Raw genomic sequence first — 21,282 nt, 5'->3', positions numbered from 1 at the left:
CGAAGATTTACCGACCTACTCGCTTCGAACTACATCTTACGCTGTTAAAAATAAGCGCTTTGCAACTCTACAAAACGCTTCTAACTTATTAGATTATTTTAAGTGTGTTTCAAGGAATGCAGAAACCTTGTCCATTGCAATGCCGACTGCTTCTGGATGGTCATACAGTTCATAGTGAGACCAATTTTCCAAATTAACCAGCTGTCGGTCTTTTGATTGAACAGAGCGGCCATAAATTTCCTGCCCATCACGATAAGCACCAAATGCCCCGACTTTTTGCCCTACCACGGCCATAACAGGCTGAGTCAATAACGTTTCGGCAAATGCAAAGGCATCCCAGCTCAGTGTTTTCTGTGCATGTGAAAACAGCATACGAGTTGCACCACCTTCGGTTTGTCCACGTGATGTTTTGTAGTATTCAGTAGCTTCGAACACGTCTCGTTCTGTTAATCCATTTTCTTTTGCAAATTCAATATTTGGAGGAAGAAGTTCATCGATTTTCAGCTCTGAGCCGCGAGCTTCGGCTGTTCTCTGTGCAGCCATAGCTTCAAGATTGGCGATAGGGTCGTACATACTAAAGCCTTCACGGAACAAGCGGCCTAAGTTAACAGGCGTAATACCTACGACAGCTTTCAAGCGCTTTTCGGTTAGGGCTGAATTGATCATGTAACCACCACCGCCGCAGATACCGAGTCCACCAATTCTATTCTCATCGACATATGATAAAGTTACTGCATAGTCGATAACGCGACTGATATCTTCAACACGTTGACTTGGGTCTTCTACGTAGCGAGGCAATCCTCCCGATTCTCCTTGGAAGCTCGCGTCAAATGCGATCACGACGTAACCTAACTCAGCAAGGGCTTTACCATAGACAGCGCTGGATGTTTGTTCTTTACAACTACCAAAAGGATGAACACTTATCATTGTTGGGTAGCGTTTCGATTCATTGAAGCCTTCTGGGAATAAAATTAATGCAGACATATCCCAAGACATATCAGCATTTCTAAAAGTGATTTTTTGCATATTCATAATCAATACCTTAAGAGTAAAAAGCCTTGAGAGCAGAAAGGCTCGAAGCAATTGAGCCTTTCATCGGGAATATTAAAGAGTGCGTTGGAAGAAAGATGCGAGTTGGGATACTGCGTCATCGACGTATTCGGCAACATCATAAAGCGACATATGGTTTGCACCATCAATGGCATACAAGGTTTTATCTGAACTCGCTGCACGTTCTATCAGGTCATCACTCATCCATTTGCTGCCTGCGTCACTACCAACGACAGCAAGAATTGGCTGAGTTAGGAATGCTTCCGCTTTGTGGTACGCATCGTAAGTAATGATCTGGTTTAAGTTACGAGTTAGAGCAAAACCCGGCGCATTTGGATGTTCACAACGTGGTGTGTGGTAATACTCCCAAGCTTCGCGTAGCTCTGCATTTGAGGCATCTTCTTCACGCATCGGAGCTAGAGGAATAGTCGCGAATTCTGTACCATTCGTGTCGGTTGTGCGAGCATTCGAACCAAATTCTAAGTAACCAACAGCGTCAGCATCGTTAACCGAATTATCCCAACCATTACGGAACATTTGGCCAATGTTTACGGCACTAACCATACCCAGTGCTTTGATTCGACGATCATTGATCGCTGCATTTGCACTATAGCCCGCACCAGCACAAATCCCCATTGCGCCAATTTTATCGTTATCGACGTACTCTAACGTTGTCAGATAGTCGACGACTGCGCTCACGTCTTCAGTACTCGTGTAAGGGTTTTCCATTTGGCGAGGCTCACCTGTACTTTCACCTTGATACGAACGGTCAAACGCAATGGCAATTATGCCGCTTTTTGCAAGTTTACTCGCATATAGGCCTGCGGTTTGCTCTTTTACGCCACCACCTGGGTGTGAAACAACAACCGCCGCATATTGTTTACTTGCATCAAAATCTGTAGGGAAGTTGATAACCGCTGAAATCTCAATACCTTGACCATTGAGATTTTTGAAAGTGACTTTAGACATAGCGACATTCTCCATTAGAGGTTAACTGTTCATCTCAGGCTGACCTAAGCTTCGATGTAATATTAGTCAACACACTGTTTCGGATAAATATCGTTTTATCTACATGACTGTTTAGTTATACTTAACAAATGAGAATAGAACCTTCTTTAATTTCATCACTGACGTGGTTTGCACATATTGCTCGCCATCGCAGTTTCACTAAAGCAGCCTTAGAAATGGGGGTAACCCGTGCTGCCTTATCACAACACCTAAAAGCGTTAGAACAACAGCTACAAGTTCGGTTAATTAATCGAACCACCAGAAGTATGTCGCTGACGGAAGAAGGCCAACGTCTGCTTGATATTTTGCAACCTTCATTGGTGAACATTGAGCAGGTCGTTAACGAATTGAACGACTCTCATCTTGAGCCTTCGGGATTAATTCGTATCAGTGTATCAAGAACCGCTGCTCGGCTGCTTATTGAGCCCTATCTAGGTGAGTTCCTCTCTCGTTATCCTAAAATACGCCTAGAGCTAATCATGGATGATGGCTTTTCTAACATCGTCGCAGAAGGCGTTGACGCTGGCATTCGCTTAGGATTAAGCTTAGATGAACATATGGTTGCGGTCCCTATTACTCCGCCGTTAACAACGGCAATAGTGGGCTCTCCTGAATACTTTAGGCAAAATGGACTACCTCAAACTCCTGAGGATTTAGAAGGTCACAATTGCCTTGCTTATCGTTTTACCTCTAGCGGAACAATTGATCATTGGTCCCTAACCTCTCCAGATGTTGCAAAGCGCACCCTAGTTTTCGAGCCTAAAGGCAATGCTATTTTTAATGATGACTATAGTATGTTACAAGCTGCAATACAGGGTGTGGGTTTAGTGAAGCATATTGATTTATGGGTGGAAAAGCACATAAATGAGGGAAGATTGACCCGAGTTCTGACACCTTGGTGCAAAGAGTTTCCTGGGTTTTATTTATATATACCTTCACGAGAGCATATGCCGAAAAAAATCCGCGTCTTGATGGATTTTTTAATCGAAAAGCGCGAAGCTCTGAAACTCAAAGAGTAATTACCAAATTGCTTTAAATAAAAAAGCGAGCACGAGGCTCGCTTTTAACTTTCTGTTTTCGTTATATATTACAATAGCTCAACCGATTGTTTAGCTATCACAAATTCCTCGTTAGTAGGAATAACAAGAGCTTTGGCACCTAACAACTCAGATGTTGCAATAACACCTGCGTTACCAAATCTTGCATCTTCGTTACCTTTCTCATCTTCAACAAAACCTAACAGTTTTAGGTTTTTCAAGATTTCACGACGAATTGGTAGTGAGTTTTCACCAATACCACCAGTGAAGATGATGCCGTCTAATGAATCCAGAGCCGCTAGGTAGGAAGTAATGTATTTCGCAACGCGGTAAGTGAAGATCTCAAATGCCAACTTCGCACGTGAATTCCCCGCTTCCATTGCTTCTAGTACACCACGAGCATCACTTGTCACACCAGATACACCTAAGAAACCTGACTTCTTGTTCATCATCTCGAACACTTCGTCTTTTTCCCAGCCTTTACGGAAAAGGAACTCGATAACACTTGGGTCTAGGTCACCACAGCGAGTGCCCATCATTAGGCCAGCTAACGGCGTCAAACCCATACTTGTATCAACACATTCGCCATTTTTAACCGCACTCACTGATGCACCGTTACCTAAGTGCACAGTGATAAAGCTGCTTTCTTCAACCGGCTTATCTAGCATTTTCGCTGCTTCACGGCTTACGTAGTAGTGGCTTGTGCCGTGAGCACCGTAACGACGCACTTTATGCTCTTCGTAAAGCTCGTAAGGAAGTGCGTACATAAAGGCTTTGGCTGGCATTGTTTGGTGGAAAGCAGTGTCAAATACAGCAAATTGAGGCAGTGAAGGGAACGCCGCCATTGCCGCTCTCATGCCTTCAGCGTTCGCTTTGTTATGAAGTGGTGCAAGTTCAGCAAGGCGCTCTACTTCTTGAATAACTGTTTCATCAACTTTCACAGTTCCTTTAAAGGTTTCACCGCCTGCGACAATGCGATGGCCTACAGCGACAAATTTTGAGCTCAAACCTAGAGTTTCGAGTAGTTTTACCACTCGCTCAACAGCGTACTGATGATGGTTACCGCCAGCTGGAATTGCTTCAACGGTTTTTTCTCCCTGATATTTCCAACTGATTTCAGCTTCAGGTAGACCAAAACACTCACCAATACCTGATACCAAAGCTTCACCGGTTTCAGAATCAATAACAGCAAATTTTAATGAAGAGCTACCAGAGTTGATCACCAGTACAAACGAATTAGACATGAAATAGTTATCCTGTTGTAGAGCAGAGGTTGTAATAGCGCTTGTGCGCTGCGTACTTCTTGTTTGCCCCTCTATTATTCAATAATTTTTTAATCTTTCAACAATCTTTTAGTAAAAGCGATTTGATTGAACAAATTTTGTTGATCTGTAGCAAGTTTTGATTTTATTTGAAGACTAAAAAATATCACTTGTTAAACATAATTTATGAATAGGTCAATTTGTACAAAGTCAGATATATAAGCTACGTTGTTTATTGGGTGAACAAAAATAACAAACCAATCAATAAATCGGGGTAATAATGTGCCCACTATTGCATTTCTATTAGTGATCTTAGGTTTGATTTTGCTCTGCTGGGGATGGCAGATGACAAAAAACATTTGCTCGAAAACTGACGTAACCGGGTGGACTTTCCTATTATTGTTAATCAGCTGTTTCATTTTTGCTTATGCCGTTTTTTTGCACGCCATCATGCAAAAACCTATTGCTTCTCTCTTAGAAACGGGGGTTTCTCTTATACTTTTTGGCGGCAGTATCTTTGTCGTGCTGGTGATTAAGTGGAGCAACGATTCGATATTAGAGCTTCATACCGTTGCTGAAAGAGAGAAGCGCAATGCTGTCCATGACGCTCTTACTGGGCTCCCTAATCGTAAATACTGCTTTGAGTCTATCGAAGGCAGAATACAATCTAGAGACCCATTCTCGGTGATCCTTTTTGACGTGGTTAATTTTAAACAAGTCAACGATGCAATGGGTCACTTTTGTGGAGACCAGTTACTTATTCAAATTGGTCAACGCCTTCAGGGGAAACTGAAAGGCAATGACCAGATATTCCGCGTTGGTGGTGATGAATTTGTCATCCTGACATCTTCTGCATGCGAGGAAACGGGTAAAAAACTCATAGAAGAACTAGATTCTGCAATGTCTGAACGCTTTCATTTAGATGAGTTTCAAGTTTCCTGCCGCGTTGTTTTCGGTATAAGCACCTACCCATATGACGCCCTAACCAATGATCTTTTGATCAAGCACGCAGATATCGCTATGTATCACGCCAAGCGTAATGGCAATCTTTTTGCGTTTTATAATGAGGATATGAACGTCGGGGCTAAGTACCAACTTGAGATATCTTCTCGTATTCAATGTGCGCTTGAAAAAGAAGAGTTTCAGTTGTATTACCAACCGTTGATTGATGCACACACTAACTTAGCTGTCGGTTTTGAAGCAGTGATTCGTTGGCATGACGAAAATGGTAAAACGATCTCACCCAACGACTTCATTCCTATCGCAGAGCGTAGCAATCAGGTGCATAACATTACCATGTGGGTTCTTAACCAAGTAGAAAGGGATCTGCAAACATTTATAGAGAAAGGCATTAAGCTTCCTGTCCACGTAAACTTATCAGCGAAAGATCTCTCATCTAACTTGCTGTTTAATCGCTTAGAAACTTTGCTCAAAGTAAACCCGCAATTCGCTGACCTAATAAGTTTAGAGATCACTGAAACGATGGCGATCGATAGGGTCGTTGAGCTCAACCCCTTAATTCATCAAATTAAAGGATTAGGTATAAAGATCAGCTTGGATGATTTTGGCACTGGGTATTCATCTTTGTCACTGTTAAGAGATCTTCCGGTTGATCAAATTAAAATCGACCGCTCATTTCTTTCCACAGCAAGCCGCACAGAAGGCTCCCGCTCTATCGTTGAGAACACGATTGCGCTAGCACATGGATTAGGGTATTCGGTCGTAGCAGAAGGCGTTCAAGACATGGACACACTGCATTTTTTGAGAAGTCGAGGCTGTGACATCATTCAGGGTTACTTGTTCTGTCCAGCCCTGCCCTTAGACGAAGTAATAAGTTGGGTAAACAAACACGATGAAAAGCAAAACCGTATTAGACGCGCATAAAAAAGCCGAGCGCTTTGCTCGGCTTTCAATTCTTTTTGTAGCAACTTAAACCGTCGCTTTAATCACTCGTGATTATGCGTCTGTACGACGGCCACGACCGTGACCACGTTCACCACGATGTGCACCACGGTGATCACCACCACGGTTGCGATCGAAACGACGTTCGCCACCTTCACGATTGCCATCGCGGTTGCCGTCACGGTTACCACGGAAGCCACCTTCGCGACGGCCGCCTTCACGACGATCACCACCACGGTTGCCGCCTTCGCGGTTGCCACGGTAACCACCGCCATCACGACGACCACCATCGCGACGACCACCGTCACGGCGACCACCACGAGACTCGCGGAAATCATCGAAGTCACATACTACAGCACCAACATCTTGTTGACGGATACGTAGTTTGCTTAGCTTGTTCGCCGCGTCTGAAGTCATTGCTTTAGGTAGCTGTACGAATGTGTGACCTTGAGCTAGTTTGATCGCACCGATAGAACCTTTACCTAGACCTAGTTCGTTTGCTAGAGCGCCAACGATGTCTTTAACTTGAACGCCTTGCTCACGACCAACTTGAAGCTGGTAAGTATCCCAGTCTTGGTTGTTGAAGTTACGACCGCCATCGCGACCACCTTCACGACGCTCTTTACGACGTTGCTTGTCACGCTCAATTGCTTCAACCATTGGGTCTTCGCCAATGTAGAACAGAGGACGTTTGCCTTGCTGACGCTTAAGAAGCATAGCAGCAAGTGTTGCTGGGTCGATGTCTAGAGAAGTTTGTAGTTTCTCTACCAACTCAGCAAATTTGTCTAGTGCTTTGTGCTCTTTCTCTGCTTCAAGCTCAGCGCCTAGCTTAGCTAGACGAGCTTCAGCAACTTGGTCACGTAGAGGAAGTTGGATTTCTTCCATAGATGACTTAGTTACACGCTCGATAGTGCGAAGCATACGAATTTGGTTAGTGCGAACTAGAAGGATCGCTTTACCCTTACGTCCAGCACGGCCAGTACGACCGATACGGTGGATGTATGACTCAACATCAAATGGGATGTCGTAGTTGAATACGTGCGTAATACGTGGAACGTCAAGACCACGAGCTACAACATCAGTTGCAACTAGGATGTCAATAACACCTTGTTTGATGTGATCAACAGTACGTTCACGTAGAGACTGAGGAATGTCACCGTGCAGTGCAGCTGCTTTGAAGCCACGTGCAGATAGCCAGTCAGCCAGACGCTCAGTATCTTGACGAGTACGTACGAATACGATTGACGCGTCAGTTTCTTCAGTTTCAAGAAGACGAGACATTGCTTCATCTTTCTCTACACCTTTCACTACCCAGAACTGTTGTTGAACTTTGTCTACAGTGTGGTTTTTACCAGCAACGTCAACCGTTACAGGGTCACGAAGGAAACGTTCAACGATCTTCTTCAGCATTGGAGGCATAGTTGCAGAAAACAGAACGCGTTGTGCTGACTCTGGAGCGTGCTCCATGATCGCAGTTACGTCATCTACGAAACCCATGTTTAGCATTTCGTCTGCTTCATCAAGAACGAAAGTACTAACTTCGTCTAGGTGTAGACGTTCGCGATTGATAAGATCTTGAACACGGCCTGGAGTACCGACAACTACATGAGCGCCACTTTTAAGAGCACGCATTTGGTCGACAATAGATGCGCCACCGTAAATCTCTAGAACTTTCAAACCTTTGATGTTTTTACCAAGGTTTTTCATTTCCGCTGCAACCTGAATTGCCAGCTCACGAGTCGGAGCAAGTACAATCGCTTGCGGTTTGCGTTGGTTTAGATCGAGTTTGTTGAGAAGAGGCAGAGAGAACGCTGCTGTTTTACCTGTACCTGTTTGAGCTTTACCCAGCGCGTCAGCACCTTCCAATAGGTGTGGGATTGCCGCAGCCTGAATTGGAGTTGGTGACACGAAACCCATTCCGTCTAGAGCAGAAAGGATAGAATCATTCAGAGATAAATCACTGAATTGAATAACAGAATCTTGCATTGGGATCCTACTTAATTAAACAAAAAAACAGTCCCATATGCTCTTCCAATTCGATACTGATCCATCCAGATACTGATTCCATTCAGACGGGAACACAGCACAGTACACAACCGCGATAAGCCATTAGGGACGACTAAGGGAGGCGGATTATTCCTTAAAAGCATAAAAAAATCCAGAAAAAATTGAATTACATCACAATTTATTCTCAACAATGGTATTTTTAGCATATTTTTCCACCAGCCCTACCATTCCCCGTAGATTCGCGTAACTCACAGATGAGAATTTCATCAATATTTAAGCCAATTTCTCGTGGTTAAATTGGCAAAATTCACGGCGAAATTACGCTCCACAGGTAGTAATAATAGCTCGCAATGATTATAGTGTGCCCAACTCCATAGGTAATTTAAGAAAAGATGTTTCAAGATAACCCACTACTCGCTCAGCTTAAGCAGCAAATCCAAGAAAACCTGCCTAAAAAAGAAGGCTCAGTAAAAGCCACAGATAAAGGCTTTGGCTTTTTGGAAGTGGACAGTAAGACTAGCTTCTTCATCCCGCCTGCGTACATGAAAAAGTGCATGCACGGTGACAAAGTCGTCGCCATTATCCGCACCGAAAATGAACGCGAAGTTGCAGAGCCACAAGAGCTGCTGGAACAAGCCGTGACTCGCTTTATTGGTCGAGTAAAAATGTTCAAAGGCAAGCTCAACGTAGCACCTGATCACCCACAGCTTAAAAAGCTGTCTCTTAAAGCGAAACTAAAGAAAGGTCTTAAACCTGACGAGTTCGCCGAAGGTGATTGGGTTGTCGCACATCTTATTCGCCATCCTCTAAAAGGCGATAACTCTTTCTTCGTAGAAATTTCTGAAAAAATCACTGACGCGAATGATAAAATTGCGCCTTGGTGGGTAACGCTTGCTCAAAACGATCTACCAAACTCTGAGCCAGCAGGCATCGATAACTGGGAACTGAAAGACGACGCGGAGCTAGAACGCGTAGACATGACTCATGTTCCATTCGTCACTATCGACGGTGAATCGACTAAAGATATGGACGATGCGCTGTACGCGAAGAAAACCGTATCTGGCGATTTCGAACTCACCATCGCTATTGCGGACCCAACCGCTTACATCACACCTGAAGATGAAATGGATAAAGTAGCGCGTGAGCGTGGCTATACTATCTATCTTCCAGGACGCAACATCCCGATGCTACCTCGCGATTTAGCGGACAACCTATGTTCTCTGATTGAAGGTGAAACCCGCCCTGCTATTTGCTGTACCGTAACGGTAAGTAAAGATGGTGTGATTGGCGACGATATTAAATTCTTCGCGGCAAACATCAAATCACATGCACGCCTAGCATACGATCACGTGTCTGATTGGTTAGAAAACGGCAGCTCTGAAGCATGGACGCCATCTGAAGAGATCGCGACCATCGTTCGTGATCTTTATGAGTTCTCTCTTGCTCGCGCTGAATGGCGTGAGAAAAACGCAGTGGTCTTCCCTGATCGTCCTGACTACCGTTTTGAGCTCAGTGAAGATAACGATGTAATCGCTATCCACGCTGACATGCGCCGCAGTGCAAACCGCCTTGTTGAAGAATCCATGATTACCGCAAACATCTGTGCAGGTCGTACATTACGCGATAAATTTGAAACAGGTGTCTTCAATACGCATGCAGGTATCAAGAACGAGAAGATTGAAGAAGTGGTTCAACTTGTCAATCCAGAAGGCCAGTTGGAGTTCACAGCGGAGTCTATTGCTACGCTAGAAGGCTTTGCTGCGTTGCGCCGCTGGTTGGCTGCTCAAGAAACGTCTTATCTAGATAACCGTATTCGTAAGTTCCAAGCATACAGCGAAGTGGGTAATCAGCCTCTGCCTCATTATGCAATGGGTTTAGACATCTATGCAACTTGGACATCACCAATTCGTAAATACGGTGATATGATCAACCACCGTATGTTGAAGGCCGTCATCCTTGGTAAAGAACCTGTACAAAAACCAGATGACCAAGTAGGCGAAGAGCTAGCTCTACATCGTAAACATCATAAAATCGCTGAGCGAAATGTCTCAGATTGGCTATATGCACGCACGCTTGCTGATGAGCCGAGCAAGAAAACTTGTTTCACAGGTGAGATTTTCGATATTAATCGTGCAGGCGCACGTGTCCGACTTCTCGAAAATGGCGCAGCAGCCTTTATTCCTGGTGCACTAATTCTTGATAATAAAGAAAGAATTGAGTGCAATGGCGACAACGGTACCATCTCTATCGATAAAGAGGTCGTATACAAACTTGGGGATACATTGGAAATTGTCCTTACGGACGTAAACCAAGAAAACCGCAGTTTAGTTGCAAAGCCAACCCAGGTATTCGCTGAACAACCAGCAGCACAAACAGAACAGACTGTAAGTGAATAATACCGAATGAAGTTAAAAGGCGCTCTATTGAGCGCCTTTTTTATTTGTTATGTAAAACGATAAGAACGAGTATGCCGAACATTGAGATCATTCGCTTTAATCACTTCACTGCGCGCAAAAGTGAGCGTTACACTGCAACACATAATGGGTTATATATTGTTGAAGAAGGTGCCCTATTAGTTCATCAACCTAATGGTGAGCAATTTGAACTTAAAGCCGGAGATTTCACACTCTATAACTCCGCAGATCTGAGCAGTGCAGAGGCCGTCTCTAGTGACGGTGGCTTTAAAGCACTGGCTTTGGTCTTCAACCCAAACATATTCTGTGACTTTAAGAAAGCGCACCCGATGCTACGTTCCAAAACGGAAGAAAGGCGCTTCTATCCTTTTTCGACGCAATCCGGTAGCGAAGTAGCACAATTGAAGGACATGTTGGTTAAGTTAGCGAGTCGCAACGCTCCAGACTACACACAAAGCCATATCGCAATGGCATTGCTGTCGTTGATGGTTGAGGTAGAGCCAAACATCCTATCTATCATAGATGATGCAAGTAGCCTGAGCGACTCTCAAAAAGCCATTAAGTACATTGAGGGTAATATTGAAAAAGACATCACGCTAGAAGGCTTAGCGGCTCATATGAGCATGTCCATCGCGACCTTGAAACGTCGCCTCGCCGCAGATGATCTTTCGTTTTCTCAGATATTAAAGGTGAAACGGATAAACTTCGCAGCAACCCAACTGCGCAAGTCAGAAAAATCAATAACAGAAATAGCGTTTGAGTCTGGTTTTAAAAGTGCAGCGCATTTCAGTACAGCATTTAAATCCGTTTACAACATGACCCCCAAAGACTTTAGAAACCAAGTCGTTAAGCCTAAAGTATAAATCATGTCGGCATTCGCATCCGTTGGGCTCACCCTATTCCCAAAAACACGCTTGAGGATCACGCTCCAATTCGTTGAGTAAGTCCTCAAGCATTCGGCTAAATGGAAGTGGCTTATAAGGCACCCACCTTAACAGCTCGTTGTGATATGTGGGAACATAGAAATACCAAAGTTGGTTGTCCTCATCAAACATGATCTTCGCGACGGGAGAAGTATACTCGCTATGCTGGGAGTCGAGGAGAAAATGCGCCCGATGAAGCTCAACGCCATTTTCTACTAGCTCATAGAGGCACTTGCCCTGTTCGACAGGCAAGTTAGCATTACGCGCAGAGCAGAGCGATTGAACTGATTTGTATAAACGACTTGTCGCCATTTGGGACACTGACATCAACGTTCTCCCGATGGATGATAGTTAGAGCTGTCGATCCTAGTATATAACCTTTACATCATCACCGATGGTAGTTATCTACCTAACTCAAGTATAAGATAGCTATATTATCATTTGCCCAGATTATCATCTCAATCCACTTGGAAACGCTAGCTCCATCACCTCTTGACTAGAAACAATTCCCCTGTTTAGCGCTAACAGTTCACAAAAGTGTAACCTGAACGCAATATCATAAACTCTGCTTTATCCCGTATATGGAGTTTAATATGTTACGTTTTACTGTGGCGACTTTATTGGCCATAGCAGTCTCCCTCCCTACCATTGCAAAAGAAATCAACATCTCAGGGTCAACGTCGGTTGCTCGCGTGATGGATGTACTTGCTGAGGAATACAACAAAACACACCCAGACGATTACGTTGCTGTTCAGGGCATTGGTTCGAGTGCTGGTATCACCATGGTCAATAAAGGAGTAGCCGAAATAGGCATGAGCTCTCGCTATCTGACTGAAAGCGAAAAAGGTGAAGATCTCAATGTATACCCTATCGCTTATGATGGCCTCGCTGTTGTTGTAAACCGTACCAACTCTGTAGAAAACCTTTCTCAGCAACAGCTGTTTGATATTTACAAAGGTAAGATTAAGAATTGGAAAGAGGTCGGGGGCGCAGATCAGCCTATCGCGGTGGTTACTAGAGAAGCGTCTTCAGGTTCACGTTACAGCTTCGAAAGCTTGCTGGGACTGACCAAAATCGTTAATGATCGCCTCGTCTCGGATATCAGCCCAAACAACTTGGTTGTAAACAGCAACAGCATGGTAAAAACCATTGTTAACCATAACACTCGCGCCATTGGTTTTATCTCTGTAGGGTCAGTAGATCGCTCGATCAAGGCGATTCAGTTAGATGGTATTGACCCAACCTCGACAAACATTAGCAATCATAAGTACAAATTGGCGCGACCATTCCTAGTGCTATACAAAGTAGATAAGATTAGCGATGCAGGTAAAGGTTTTATCGCTTTCCTTCGTTCAGAGCAGGGACAAAAAGCGATTGCAGATTACGGTTATACGCCAGTAAAAAACTTTAATCAGTAAAAATAAAAAAGAGAGCACCTTGATGCTCTCTTTTCCTATGTAGTGTTCTCTCCGGTTTCGGAATTAGAAATGCAGTTGAATTACAGAGACCACAACCGCACCAGGTCGACGAATACCTTCAATTTCCACTTTAATTTCGCGCTCAATCTCCAAACCTTTTTTGATTGGCGTTACTTTTGTTAACGTGCTGACTGCACGAACATTATTGCCCGCTTTGACAGGGTAAGGGAAACGAACTTGGTTTAAACCCAAGTTAACTACCATTTTAGCTGTTGGGAACATTGGCTTTTCTGGATCAACTGAATCCGTCAGTTTAGGCAGCAATGCTAATGTTAAAAAGCCATGAGCGATAGTTGTCTTAAATGGAGATTCAGTTGAAGCACGCTCTGGATCAGTATGAATCCATTGCATGTCTTCCGTTACCGCACCAAATTGGTTAATACGTTCTTGAGACACATGAACCCAATCACCAGTGTGAATAACTTCGCCAATTTTTTCACTTAACTCGTCATAAAGCTTTTGAGCCTCTGGTGCCATTACGATCGGTGCAGGTTGAGGTGCAACTTCTTCGTTGACGGCTGGCTGCTGGTGATCACGAACTTTTGAGAAAAGAAAGCTATTTTGAGCTTTCCCCAAAAAGTCACTCCAATAATCGCGTAACGTTGGAGACATCCAATTCATAAACTCGGATTGATGAGCAGAAATCGCATCAACTTTGTCTTTAAATAGATTTGTGACCTTCATAAACACCCTTAAGAATTCTAAGCACAACTGGCTATACCAGTTAATTTTGAATTAGTTCACAAAGTCTTGCAAATACTTTCGGGCGAACACATGTACCCTAAAAGCATGTTATATCTTATATATCAGCAAGATAACAATAAAACACCATTTTATTGACGTGCGCCAATATAAAGTAAAAACTCTATAAATTGGTACTTTTTGTCCCTTTTTCACTCCGCTTTCAAACTGTCCAACATCACATCAGTGATCATAAAACAAGCAAACAGTACTTCTATTATAATTCAGCACTTTACAAGTCGGACTATGCTCCTTATTATACCGCCCACAACGGAGAGATGGCTGAGTGGTTGAAAGCACCGGTCTTGAAAACCGGCATACGTTAATAGCGTATCTAGGGTTCAAATCCCTATCTCTCCGCCACTTATTTAGAGAGCTCGCATTTATTGCGAGCTTTCGTCGTTTTAGCTCTTACAAAGACGAGATTTAGAAATCCTCGCTCGTAAACGAATCCAGCACTTCACTATATTCCAGTTAAAAGCCCGCTAATGTTTAGCGGGCTTTTAACTTCGATTTTCTAAAGTTTAAGCAAACTTTTTAATCATTTCAGACAGGTCATTGGTGCAATTTTGCACTTTGGTGTTCATATGATTCGTTTCAGTCATCAGTTCATACGATTCACTGTACTTTAAATTAAGCGACTGGATGTTTTCATTTATTTCATCCGTTACATAAACCTGCTCTTCTATCGCGACCGCAATTTGTTGGTTTCGTTCGACAACGTCTTGAACAAGGGATTCCAGTTGTTGAATGCTATCCAAAGCAGTACCTAACAATGTTACCGTTCCGGTCGACATTTCGTTACCTTTCTCTAACGCAGAAACCGCTGATTTGCTCCCATTTTGAATTCCTTCAATGGCCGATTTAATCTCTGTTGTCGATTCCTGAGTTCTTTTAGCTAAGGTTCTCACTTCATCTGCTACAACGGCAAACCCTCTGCCTTGTTCGCCTGCCCTCGCGGCTTCAATTGCAGCGTTCAACGCTAATAAATTAGTTTGTTCGGCAATACCGTTGATGACTTCAACAACGGTTCCAATTTGCTCGGTTTGTTGGTTCAAACGTATGACCACTTTAGATATTTCGCCGAGCTCATCAACCAACTCTAAAACCGATTGGTTAACATTATCGATAACGCTACGGCTGTCTATCATCGTATTTTGCGCTTCTAACGTAGCCTCGGCGGTCGCTTGAGCATTATTTGATATCTCAGATGAAGAGGCTTGCATCTCGTTGACCGCTGTTGCGACCGAGTCAATCTCCACTTTCTGTGCGCTTAAGTTCTCCGTCACTTGCTGGCTATTTGTCGCAGCACTGTTAGCACTTGCGCGCGTTTCTTCGCAAGAGTCTTTTACAGACACGCCAACGCGCCCCAGTAGCGCATTGGCAAATTGCTTACGCATCTTCATACCCAGCTCAATCTCAGCCAGATCGTTGATTCTTCCGCAATAAATATATTCCATGAGTGGATTGTTGAAGTCTTGCCTAGCCTGTTTAGCGAGCTTCTCAACTGGTCTGGTTAATACATAAATAGAGAAAACGGAAAGTAACGCAACAACGCCAAACGCTATCACTGGTGATTGATTCATTTGTAGAATGAGTAAGCCAATAAGGTTTGAAATTAAAAGGAAGAAGGCCGATCTCATCCACAAACGTGTACGAGGAAGATACATTTTCCACGGCTTACGATTATTTCGAAGCTTCGAATACGCTTTTTCCGCTCGCTGGATGTGTATACGCTCAGGTTTAAATCTCACTGATTGGTATTCCACAACTTCACCATTAGATTTTATAGGAGAAGCAAACGCGTCAACCCAATAATAGCCGCCGTTTTTACGTCGATTTTTGACCATTCCCATCCAGTGTTTGCCAGTTTTCAGGTGAGTCCATAAATCTTTAAAAGCCTGTTTTGGCATATCAGGATGACGCACAACATTGTGGGGTTTACCGATAAGCTCCCCTTCATCAAACCCCGCGACTTCATTAAAGTTTTCACTGGCATATTTGATGTAACTGGAGGTATCGGTAATGGAAACTAGGCTGTAACTCGAGGGGTAATCGTATTCCGTTTCACTCATAAACATGTGTCCTTACATTGATTAATTAACAAACGGCAAATATGAATTTATCAGCATAACATATACATGCATAATGATAGGTTGATTCAAAAATAAAACAAAATTATTGACAAGTTTACTTGTTACTTAATGACTCTAGTCGCATTTTTATCCTCTAATACAAGGCTTCGTTAATATGCACAAGACTGAGCACTGTTCAAAATTAATACACAAAAGCGCTTCCGTACTGAGTTCGTAAATTGTTATAAGTAATCCACTAAAACGAAAACAAGGAAGACAAACGCAATGACTATTCACTTTCGTCAGCTTGCAGCTAAGAGAAACACGACACACTTGTTTATTGACGATTGGAAAATTAACACTCAGCAGTCTTGGGGGATATTCAGCGCGGATGGAGATATTGGCTCTCTGCTTGGAGACCTTATTTGTGATGAAATATCACCAAATAGTGGGGAAATTGAGCTAAATGGGCTGTCCGTTGCGCAAGTGTCGTTATCAGAGCAACAGCGATTACTGGAAAGAGAATTAGAAAAAGATGATACGGATTTTCTTGATCGTATCGACCAAGGAAGCACTGTTTATTCATTAATCCTAGAACAGAGCCAAGACACTAACTTAACTGAACAGCTAGTTAATGATCTCGACCTAAGTCATCTTAGAGATAGTGGCTTCCGTGTTCTCTCTACCGGAGAAACCAGAAGAGTAATGCTCGCCCGAGCTTTAGCCACACAACCTGACTTAGTATTACTCGATAATCCATTTACTGGCTTAGATATTGCGCACCGAGCTGCTCTCGCTCGCTATTTACACTCGCTTTCTCAAAATGTGCAACTACTCATAACCTTCTCTCGCGAATCTGACATGCCTGAGTGGATCAATAGCATCGCGCTTTTCAGTGCAGGAAAGCTTGATAGTACAATGGATAAGTCCAGTTGGGATAATCATCCAATCATTGGACAAATTAAATCTCAGTCAAAGCAACAGAGTGAAGAAATGATGAGCTTGATACGTCAGCATCAGCACTCGACACCATTCAACAACCCAATATTTGAACTAAAGAATGGGACTGTTGAATACACCGATAAGAAGATTTTTACTGACTTGAACTGGCGCATAGACAAGGGCCAACATTGGCAGGTCAAAGGCCCAAATGGTTGTGGAAAGAGTACCTTACTTGGATTGATCTTTGGCGATCATCCGCAATGCTACAGCAATGACATTGATATTTTTGGTAAAAAGCGTGGTACTGGCGAGACAATCTGGGAAATTAAGCAGCATATCGGTATGGTGTCTTCAGCGCTACACCTCCAATATCGAGTCAATTGCAGCGCATTAGAAGTCATTTTGTCAGGATTTTACGATTCGATTGGGTTGTATAACCAGCCAACTCGCAAAGAAATGGATATTGCAAACGAGTGGCTCGATATCTTACATATGAGCCAGTACAAAAAAACCTCATTTAAGCAATTAGAGTACGGCCAGCAGCGACTGTTACTGATTGCAAGAGCCATCGTGAAACAACCCACATTATTGATTTTGGACGAGCCGTATCAAGGGTTAGATTTTTTGGGTAGACGGTTAGTTAAGAACACACTTGAACTCATCGCTAGAGAGAATTTAAGCCAACTATTGTATGTGTCTCACTACCAAGAAGACCGCTTAGATAGCATCAAAAATGAGTTAGAGTTTGTGTTTGATGAAAATGCTCAGTGTTATAGAGCTAACGTCTACCAATCATAATGACTTCGCTGCGCAAGCTGCTCATAAGGTAATGGTTTGGAGTACAGGTATCCCTGATGATATCTCACTCCCATCTGCTTTAAGTGTTCAGCTTGCGCTATGGTTTCCACGCCTTCAGCGATCAATTGTACTTGTAATTCTTCCGCGAAGTGAACCATCGCTTTTAAGACAGAAGCACTAAGGCTAGGAATACCAATAGTTTCGACAAAACACTTATCGATTTTTAAGTAATCTATGCGCATGTGCTGTAGAAATGCTAACGAGGTTTGGCCAGTTCCAAAATCATCGATCAGCACATCAATACCATGCACTCGCAGCGCTGCAATGCATTTTCTCGCCTCTGAATCAATGAGCTGACGCTCCGTTATCTCTACCCCTAATGAGACTTTGTTTCGGCTCAACTGTCTGTCGAGCAATTGAATTTTTCTGATCGCGTTTGGTCCGACTAAATAACCAGGCGGCACGTTAATACCAAGGTGGACAGGCTGATCAAAGCCTAATTTACTGAAGTCCTCTGCCGCTTTATCCAGAACGAAATCAGTAAGTAAAAAAACCAATCCACTTTGCTCTGCCGCAGGGACAAACTCATCCGGAGAAATGAACCCCTTACTTTGATGCTCCCATCGCACTAGCGCTTCAAACCCGAATAACTGACCGGTATCAACGTTAACTTGCGGTTGGTAATACAGGGTCAACTCTCCTCTTTTTATCGCTCTTTTAAGATCCAGTATCAAATTGCGATGGGGATCAATAAACTTATTCAACGCATACAAGCAAAGGTAGATAACGAAAATAATTGGAATTGAGTACAAAAAATAGGAAAGTGTTCTCTGTTTGACGAAAAGATCGCTGGCTTCGCTCAAAGCTTCATACTCAAACATTTGCGACGATTTGATACCGATAGGATTACTTCCCGCTCTTAATGCTCCTTCTGGTGAAACTTGATCATGGATAAACAGCGCAGAGCGTTTTAGGCGTAAATCGTTGTTAAACCCTATTGTCGCATTAAAGTAGTCATGATCGATAATCGTTACGGCTTGATAACCCCGCTCTCCTTCCGTTACCACTAGCAAGAACTGATCGTACAAGCTATCAACACTACCAAGCGCTAGCGTTTGTCCCTTGGGAAAGGCGATGTGCTCAGCTAACGGTTTAGAGATACTTCCCAATTTCGAAGAACAAGTAATGACTCCCTCTTTCACAATGAGCATTTCTTCAATATCTCGTTCAAACATTAAGCTTTGCTGGAGCTCTTCACATCGTTCAGGGTGTAGCAGCGCCGTGCGGTTTTCTGTCTCTATTTGGAATAAAATTTCATCTGCAATTTGCACATTTTTTTCTAATAAATGATTGAGATTGTTTTGCACGCTTTCACGAGCTAAATACAAAACCTCTCCAATAACCAAGGGAATAGGCAGAAGGAAAATGATGGCTTTTTTAAAAATCGCCTTATTCAGCATATAAAAGTAACCTTTTATAAAACCGATTTACTGAGATGGTATCTCGATTCCGATACCCGCTAGCAACTCACGTTTTTTAACATTATTTGTTTGGATTAACTCAGTATGCGAAACGCTGAGTAATACCGCAAACTAAACAATGTCTTATTCACTCCTGTTCCAATTTAGTATCAAGCGCCTCAAACCTGAGACTTTAATTCGACACCATGTTATGTCTATCGGTACTTGCGAAAGTCTTTACCTGTCTGTTTCTCATCATGTAAGAATTACCCATTAAAATTATTTTTCTTTTCTCAGTGATTAAGAATTATATTTGTCGTAACTCCTACAACACGTTACAACACTCTCATGACGACAAACAAAGCTAATGCTAACCAGGTAAACGAAAAATCACTGCAGTTGTTAATGCAAGTTGCAGTTAGTCCGTTCCCAGTTTCTGCGAAAACGCTAAGCGAGCAATTGAACGTTCCTTTAAGCAGCCTTTACCGACACTTAAAACTGCTTAAAGAATGGAACTTGATCGAAGAAAGCGTTCACGACAAGACATTTGTCGTTGGTCCGGCGGCATTATTACTCATGCACAGCTATGAGACCGCGCAACATGGGCTCGACATGGTCGAAACCATACTGGCTAGGTTGGTACAACAAACCGGGGAAATGGCCGCTTATATGGTACCAGCGGGTTATCGTGCGCTTTGTGTCAGACAGAAAGAAAGTATGCAGGCGCTGCGTTGCAGCTTCGTCCAGGGTCAAAGTCAACCTCTGCTGCGCGGTGCCTCATCTAAAGTGATGCTCGCTTTTATGCCTCAAAGTCGATGCGAGAAAATCTTGAGATATTTTAATCAAGATCACCGACGTGACGAGTGGGAAAAAGAGCTCACAACCATCCGTAAACACGGATATGCCGTCAGTACTTCTGAGATTGACCCTGGTGTTTCAGGTATTAGCGCACCGGTAATGAAAGGAAGCAAACTGATTGGCGCAGTCTCGGTGATGGCTCCGGCCCACCGAGTCGAAAAGGATAAGCAGCGCATTATTTTACATGTACTGCAAGCGGCAAGGGCACTACCACCAGAAAGGTAATTCATCATGTTAAGCTTTTTCAAACGCTATAAACTCCATCACACAGTGAAACAGCCGCAACATTACCCTTTTTCTTTTATGACAGTGTGCGAGTATTTACCTCCTATGTCGAAGGGTGCGTTTGAATTAGCTGACCAAAATTTGGAAAATGCTAGTGATTGGCTTTACCAACAACATGATCATGAAACCGCTGAAAACTATGGGCACTTCAACCACGACAAACTGGAGAATGGCGAGTTTCAAGAAGCGTTAAGCCTTTCGCTTTCTCGCCACTCAATTCCTGTTTTAGTAACTAACTGTACCGAGGCAATCTTGTCCATGTTACCTGTGGTCGTGTCCTATCGAGACGAAGTGGGTGTGGTAAATATTGGACATGACATGAACTTGAAACCAACACTTGAACCACGTTTAGGCTCGGCATTCCATTTTGCTCTTTCTCGCTATCAAAACGTGCGATTATTTTTTGCTGGTGTTAGCGAACAAGATACAAAGCAAGAAACGTGGGAATACGCGGAGGATCAAGGTTGTGACTGGGTAACCGATAAAGAGTTTTCTTTTCGTCATCGCAATAATGTTAAGCAACAGATCGGCAATTACCTAGACCACTGCGACCAAATAATCATTAGTATCGACCTTGGATCTCTAAAAACCAAAAACAGCCTTGATGGCGCGTCAGAAATTGATATCCAAATGGTTCTACGCACGATTAGGCAATGTTTGGTTGCAGGTAAAGTGAGAGCAATTCAGCTCGTTGGAGATCGAGATTGTCTGGTGTATTCGAGACAAACGAAAGCCATACTAGAAGAGTTATATCAGATGGCTCCACTCATCGTTCACGCTGCCTAGCGTTGTAAACGTTCAGAATCAGGATCGCGTCCTTCCTGATTCTGAACCAACATGCTTACTTATTATCCTTAACTAACAAATAGTTACACATATAAATCGACACACATCACACTTGCCTCTTGAACTAACCTGACACTTACGTTGTAATAAGGCCGCTAAACTTTGGTATGACATACGAAATAAAAAATAACCAAAGTTCAATAACTAAGCGGCTTCAGAACAAAAAAGTACCGCAGCTATTCCAATTTCAGTGAGC

At 43.2% G+C, this 21,282-nt stretch carries 16 protein-coding genes and 1 tRNA gene; 9 read left to right on the top strand and 8 right to left on the bottom strand.

Annotation, left to right across the window (positions count from 1 at the left end):
- Positions 1-93 precede the first annotated feature (93 nt).
- Together R7O03_RS15545 and R7O03_RS15540 are read right to left on the bottom strand one after the other, a co-directional pair.
- Entirely contained in the window at positions 94-1,032 is a 939-nt protein-coding gene (locus tag R7O03_RS15545; protein ID WP_005386208.1) for an alpha/beta hydrolase, read from the bottom strand.
- 72 nt (positions 1,033-1,104) lie between these two features.
- On the bottom strand, positions 1,105-2,019 hold the full coding sequence (locus tag R7O03_RS15540; RefSeq protein WP_017821078.1) for an alpha/beta hydrolase: 915 nt from the start codon (positions 2,017-2,019) through the stop codon (positions 1,105-1,107).
- A gap of 128 nt (positions 2,020-2,147) precedes the next feature.
- Between R7O03_RS15540 and R7O03_RS15535 the strand changes: the two genes are divergently transcribed.
- The gene (locus R7O03_RS15535; RefSeq protein WP_137282529.1) at positions 2,148-3,077 is read left to right on the top strand and encodes a LysR family transcriptional regulator; all 930 of its coding nucleotides are present in this window, start codon (positions 2,148-2,150) and stop codon (positions 3,075-3,077) included.
- A 68-nt stretch (positions 3,078-3,145) separates the two neighbouring features.
- Here the strand turns inward: R7O03_RS15535 and R7O03_RS15530 are convergent, their stop codons facing one another.
- Positions 3,146-4,339 (bottom strand): acetate/propionate family kinase, encoded by a 1,194-nt coding sequence (locus tag R7O03_RS15530; RefSeq protein ID WP_005386205.1) that lies wholly within the window; start codon positions 4,337-4,339, stop codon positions 3,146-3,148.
- Positions 4,340-4,702: 363 nt separating this feature from the next.
- Between R7O03_RS15530 and R7O03_RS15525 the strand changes: the two genes are divergently transcribed.
- Entirely contained in the window at positions 4,703-6,241 is a 1,539-nt protein-coding gene (locus R7O03_RS15525; RefSeq protein WP_031781023.1) for a putative bifunctional diguanylate cyclase/phosphodiesterase, read from the top strand.
- Positions 6,242-6,313: 72 nt separating this feature from the next.
- Here R7O03_RS15525 and R7O03_RS15520 read toward each other — a convergent pair whose 3' ends face one another.
- Positions 6,314-8,245 carry a DEAD/DEAH box helicase gene (locus R7O03_RS15520; protein WP_005375680.1) on the bottom strand — a complete coding sequence of 644 codons (1,932 nt, stop codon included), beginning with the start codon at positions 8,243-8,245 and terminating at the stop codon, positions 6,314-6,316.
- 413 nt (positions 8,246-8,658) lie between these two features.
- On the opposite strand from R7O03_RS15520, the gene rnb reads away from it, so the two are divergent.
- Positions 8,659-10,662: an exoribonuclease II gene (gene rnb, locus R7O03_RS15515; RefSeq protein ID WP_318131828.1), complete on the top strand. Its 2,004-nt coding sequence runs from the start codon at positions 8,659-8,661 to the stop codon at positions 10,660-10,662.
- A 71-nt stretch (positions 10,663-10,733) separates the two neighbouring features.
- Entirely contained in the window at positions 10,734-11,543 is an 810-nt protein-coding gene (locus tag R7O03_RS15510; protein WP_151515454.1) for a helix-turn-helix transcriptional regulator, read from the top strand.
- Between the two features lie 33 nt (positions 11,544-11,576).
- Here the strand turns inward: R7O03_RS15510 and R7O03_RS15505 are convergent, their stop codons facing one another.
- A complete protein-coding gene (locus R7O03_RS15505) occupies positions 11,577-11,930 on the bottom strand; it encodes a DUF3024 domain-containing protein (protein WP_017635751.1) in 354 nt (117 codons plus the stop codon).
- Between the two features lie 266 nt (positions 11,931-12,196).
- Between R7O03_RS15505 and R7O03_RS15500 the strand changes: the two genes are divergently transcribed.
- Positions 12,197-13,021: a phosphate ABC transporter substrate-binding protein gene (locus R7O03_RS15500; RefSeq protein ID WP_017635752.1), complete on the top strand. Its 825-nt coding sequence runs from the start codon at positions 12,197-12,199 to the stop codon at positions 13,019-13,021.
- A gap of 63 nt (positions 13,022-13,084) precedes the next feature.
- On the opposite strand, the gene R7O03_RS15495 is transcribed toward R7O03_RS15500, so the two are convergent.
- On the bottom strand, positions 13,085-13,765 hold the full coding sequence (locus R7O03_RS15495) for a MaoC family dehydratase (RefSeq protein ID WP_005386198.1): 681 nt from the start codon (positions 13,763-13,765) through the stop codon (positions 13,085-13,087).
- A 329-nt stretch (positions 13,766-14,094) separates the two neighbouring features.
- Between R7O03_RS15495 and R7O03_RS15490 the strand changes: the two genes are divergently transcribed.
- Positions 14,095-14,185: transfer RNA gene (locus R7O03_RS15490), tRNA-Ser, on the top strand.
- A gap of 161 nt (positions 14,186-14,346) precedes the next feature.
- Here the strand turns inward: R7O03_RS15490 and R7O03_RS15485 are convergent.
- The gene (locus tag R7O03_RS15485) at positions 14,347-15,897 is read right to left on the bottom strand and encodes a PAS domain-containing methyl-accepting chemotaxis protein (protein WP_213916936.1); all 1,551 of its coding nucleotides are present in this window, start codon (positions 15,895-15,897) and stop codon (positions 14,347-14,349) included.
- 285 nt (positions 15,898-16,182) lie between these two features.
- On the opposite strand from R7O03_RS15485, the gene modF reads away from it, so the two are divergent.
- Positions 16,183-17,637: a molybdate ABC transporter ATP-binding protein ModF gene (gene modF, locus R7O03_RS15480; protein WP_104976535.1), complete on the top strand. Its 1,455-nt coding sequence runs from the start codon at positions 16,183-16,185 to the stop codon at positions 17,635-17,637.
- Here modF and R7O03_RS15475 read toward each other — a convergent pair.
- Positions 17,625-19,097, bottom strand: coding sequence for an EAL domain-containing protein (locus tag R7O03_RS15475; RefSeq protein WP_005386194.1), 1,473 nt, complete (start codon positions 19,095-19,097; stop codon positions 17,625-17,627). The genes modF and R7O03_RS15475 overlap by 13 nt on opposite strands.
- A 348-nt stretch (positions 19,098-19,445) precedes the next feature.
- Between R7O03_RS15475 and R7O03_RS15470 the strand changes: the two genes are divergently transcribed.
- Together R7O03_RS15470 and R7O03_RS15465 are read left to right on the top strand one after the other, a co-directional pair.
- Positions 19,446-20,180: an IclR family transcriptional regulator gene (locus R7O03_RS15470; RefSeq protein WP_005386192.1), complete on the top strand. Its 735-nt coding sequence runs from the start codon at positions 19,446-19,448 to the stop codon at positions 20,178-20,180.
- A gap of 6 nt (positions 20,181-20,186) precedes the next feature.
- Positions 20,187-21,026: an arginase family protein gene (locus R7O03_RS15465; RefSeq protein ID WP_213960757.1), complete on the top strand. Its 840-nt coding sequence runs from the start codon at positions 20,187-20,189 to the stop codon at positions 21,024-21,026.
- Positions 21,027-21,282: the final 256 nt, after the last annotated feature.

The sequence above is a fragment of the Vibrio sp. Vb2960 genome, from assembly GCF_033337665.1.
Classification (GTDB): domain Bacteria; phylum Pseudomonadota; class Gammaproteobacteria; order Enterobacterales; family Vibrionaceae; genus Vibrio; species Vibrio alginolyticus.
The sequence above is the reverse complement of the archived record's forward strand: the minus strand, read 5'-3'. Positions and strand labels throughout refer to the sequence as shown.

Excerpts from the sequence above, each read along its gene's own strand:
- R7O03_RS15545 (WP_005386208.1), bottom strand. The coding sequence starts at position 1,032 with ATGAATATGCAAAAAATCACTTTTAGAAATGCTGATATGTCTTGGGAT.
- R7O03_RS15540 (WP_017821078.1), bottom strand. The coding sequence starts at position 2,019 with ATGTCTAAAGTCACTTTCAAAAATCTCAATGGTCAAGGTATTGAGATT.
- R7O03_RS15535 (WP_137282529.1), top strand. The coding sequence starts at position 2,148 with ATGAGAATAGAACCTTCTTTAATTTCATCACTGACGTGGTTTGCACAT.
- R7O03_RS15530 (WP_005386205.1), bottom strand. The coding sequence starts at position 4,339 with ATGTCTAATTCGTTTGTACTGGTGATCAACTCTGGTAGCTCTTCATTA.
- R7O03_RS15525 (WP_031781023.1), top strand. The coding sequence starts at position 4,703 with ATGACAAAAAACATTTGCTCGAAAACTGACGTAACCGGGTGGACTTTC.
- R7O03_RS15520 (WP_005375680.1), bottom strand. The coding sequence starts at position 8,245 with ATGCAAGATTCTGTTATTCAATTCAGTGATTTATCTCTGAATGATTCT.
- rnb (WP_318131828.1), top strand. The coding sequence starts at position 8,659 with ATGTTTCAAGATAACCCACTACTCGCTCAGCTTAAGCAGCAAATCCAA.
- R7O03_RS15510 (WP_151515454.1), top strand. The coding sequence starts at position 10,734 with ATGCCGAACATTGAGATCATTCGCTTTAATCACTTCACTGCGCGCAAA.
- R7O03_RS15505 (WP_017635751.1), bottom strand. The coding sequence starts at position 11,930 with ATGTCAGTGTCCCAAATGGCGACAAGTCGTTTATACAAATCAGTTCAA.
- R7O03_RS15500 (WP_017635752.1), top strand. The coding sequence starts at position 12,197 with ATGTTACGTTTTACTGTGGCGACTTTATTGGCCATAGCAGTCTCCCTC.
- R7O03_RS15495 (WP_005386198.1), bottom strand. The coding sequence starts at position 13,765 with ATGAAGGTCACAAATCTATTTAAAGACAAAGTTGATGCGATTTCTGCT.
- R7O03_RS15485 (WP_213916936.1), bottom strand. The coding sequence starts at position 15,897 with ATGAGTGAAACGGAATACGATTACCCCTCGAGTTACAGCCTAGTTTCC.
- modF (WP_104976535.1), top strand. The coding sequence starts at position 16,183 with ATGACTATTCACTTTCGTCAGCTTGCAGCTAAGAGAAACACGACACAC.
- R7O03_RS15475 (WP_005386194.1), bottom strand. The coding sequence starts at position 19,097 with ATGCTGAATAAGGCGATTTTTAAAAAAGCCATCATTTTCCTTCTGCCT.
- R7O03_RS15470 (WP_005386192.1), top strand. The coding sequence starts at position 19,446 with ATGACGACAAACAAAGCTAATGCTAACCAGGTAAACGAAAAATCACTG.
- R7O03_RS15465 (WP_213960757.1), top strand. The coding sequence starts at position 20,187 with ATGTTAAGCTTTTTCAAACGCTATAAACTCCATCACACAGTGAAACAG.